Genomic DNA, 2761 nt, shown 5'->3' on the forward strand with positions numbered 1-2761 from the left:
TTTTTGGCAGCGTTAGATTTGTATAAGAGACAGATATAATATATTGGATCTTAAGTGAAAAAGGTTAAATTTTAATCAAATTTTGTATATAAAAAAAGCATAAATTTCACTAATTATCAGTTTAAATTGATAGTTGATCATTTTTAATTAACATTTTATTGTCTAATTACCCTAAGGGGTACACGTTATCTTTATAATAAACTGAGGTAATAGATTATGAAAATTGTTGTATCTACAAAATATAAATCGTTTACAGATAAAGGTGTTTTTATGGGCTCGGCTGGTGGTGGTAGTTCAGTTGCTAAATAAGTCTTAAGTCCTAGATTCAGTGGGCAGAAATCGCCCACTGAATCACTGAATGAAGGATTATGAGAATATGACAAAAAATATTAATTTTTTTAAAGCATGGCCTGAATCACCTGACCCTATAAAAGCTAATATAGCCATAACTGGTGAGATACCATCTAGGGCTCATCAATTTTGTGAACCATTTTTAGTAGCCAATAGTATGGGTTTTTTAATTTACCCTCCTATGAATTTCGATTTAATGTGGGATGGCTATAAAATATATTTCCAGCCAGAGGGTATGGATGAATGGATAATAATAGACAAACTATATCTTCCGGACAGTGTTGATATCTGGCAAAAGGTCATGCCAGAAAGCCACAGTAAATATCTCCCCGCATTTATTGAGGCATTCCCGGAAAAAGGAGTTATTCAGGTATGGACAGGTTATTTTGTTAGTACATCTTGTGGAGAAAGCTTATGGATACGAGCACCTATAAACCGTCCCTCAAACATAAATTATAGAGTGATGGAAGGAATCATAGAATCCGACTGGTGGGCGGGACCGCTATTTACTAATTTCGAAATGATGCGTTCTGATGTTCCGATAAGTTTTAAAAAAACAGAACCAATATTACAAGTATTCACAATACCAAAAGAATACCATCGGAATTTTAAAAGGAATAATTTTTCCGTGTCTCAACTAGACAAAGATACATCCAGTGAGTTTCTAGAGAGAATACTCAGTACTAGCACACGGAGAAATACAGAAAAACCAGGTTCTTACAGGCGATTAGCAAGGAAAAATAATGAAGCATAAAAAATTCAATCTAGAAACTATTCTTAACGATAGTCTTGACTGTCTAATAGCTGGAAAAAAAGCAAAAGTAAAAAATGCCACTGTAGAATATGTGGCTGAAATAATTCCAGATCTTATCGCTCATCATGTGGAAGGGATTGTCTTTTCCTCAATGCCTGGTTTTGAGAATATGGAGGATTTTTTCGACAATACTTATAAAAGACAAAAGTTAAATGTAATTACGAAACTAGAATCAGCATTGATTAACAATAATGCTGTTTTTATACAAGGTTTTTCAAGATATGAAATGTATTCCAAATACTATACTCAGGGAATAAGAGGGGATATAGATATATTCATACCAAAGGAAAATATAAAATCTTTTAATGAAGAGGCGAAGTTAAATGGTTTTTTAAAATATGGATTTGATGAGCAAAAAATATTTTTACCACATGATGAATTAGTTTCTAAGGTAGAAAGTACATATTGGGTGAATAAGGAGTTCACTCTTAAATGGGTAGAAGATTCAGTCTTACCAAAAGACTTTCCTATTGATATAAATGGCTCTTATTTTCCATATTTATTTAGGGATGGAAGGTGGAAAATGATGACTACAATTGAAGTCCATCATTATTATATAAACGAGTTGGATAGTTCTTACATTAATAGTAATAGGATTGCTTGGGATAATGGAGGATTTGAAAGACTTAATATTACCGCAACTATTTTTTTTAGTCTGATAAGATTATACCATGGTGTTCTACATTCTGAGAAAAGAATGAGGATAATTATTGATATTGCCTGCGCACTAGTTCATTCAGAAGAATGTATAAATTATAACCTTTTGGCGGAAATGATGGATAATTACCCAAGGGAAGAGAGGGGTAATATTTTATCTGTATGTGCTGGTTTAGGTAAAATACATAGTATTTTCTTTCCATTAGAGAAAATTACTTCAAGATATAAGGAAATGGAAAAAAGTGATGTTTGGCTGAAGATGTTTATGAAAACACTGGAGAGCCAAATATGGATAATATAAAAGTAAGTACGTCATCTCCTGTTATATACATATATTTTTCTTACGCTTTAGAGATATTTAGCACAAGGCTTATATTTATTGCATTACCCATTTTCATTGTTATGGCCGAAAACAAAGACATATTAGGAACTTTTTATAGCTCACTATCTTACCTTGGCCCTGTATGTTTTGGCTATATAGCTGGCAGTATAGTAGATAAATCAAATAAGAGAATGGTAGGCTATATTGCATCTCTTAGTATATCCTTTATGACAATAATATATTGCTTGGCTGACTTATTTAACTCTGAAGCTGGCACAGTATTTTATTTATCATGTTTATCTATTTGTTCATATTTCATTGGGAACATGAGAGTGTCAGTAATTCCATTAATCGTAAAAAAAGATGATCTTGTAAATGCCAACTCAATTATGTCATTGATTGATAATCTATCTTTTTTTATAGTACCTGCGATTACATCTGCGGTTTTAGTTTTTAACGATATAAGAATAGTGTTTTATATTCTGGCAATCTGTTTTTTTTCATCTGGTATTATATACTTATTTTCCCTTAAAGATTTCAAGGAAAATAACAGTAAAAGAAGTAATTTGAATTTTATGAGCTCTTTTAAATTATTGATTAGTTATAAGGATTTTATG

At 31.5% G+C, this 2761-nt stretch carries 3 protein-coding genes; all 3 read left to right on the forward strand.

The genetic code is table 11. The features are described 5' to 3' along the window. The first annotated feature begins 376 nt into the window (after positions 1-376). On the forward strand, positions 377-1105 hold the full coding sequence (locus tag AB204_RS20555) for a DUF6065 family protein (RefSeq protein WP_047965239.1): 729 nt from the start codon (positions 377-379) through the stop codon (positions 1103-1105). Beyond that, positions 1095-2123, forward strand: coding sequence for a hypothetical protein (locus tag AB204_RS20560; RefSeq protein WP_047965240.1), 1029 nt, complete (start codon positions 1095-1097; stop codon positions 2121-2123). The genes AB204_RS20555 and AB204_RS20560 overlap by 11 nt, the downstream gene beginning before the upstream one ends. Then, positions 2072-2761: MFS transporter (locus tag AB204_RS20565; RefSeq protein ID WP_152671599.1), on the forward strand; the 690-nt coding region annotated here is incomplete at its 3' end. The genes AB204_RS20560 and AB204_RS20565, both read left to right, overlap by 52 nt.

Source organism: Xenorhabdus khoisanae, assembly GCF_001037465.1.
GTDB lineage: Bacteria > Pseudomonadota > Gammaproteobacteria > Enterobacterales > Enterobacteriaceae > Xenorhabdus > Xenorhabdus khoisanae.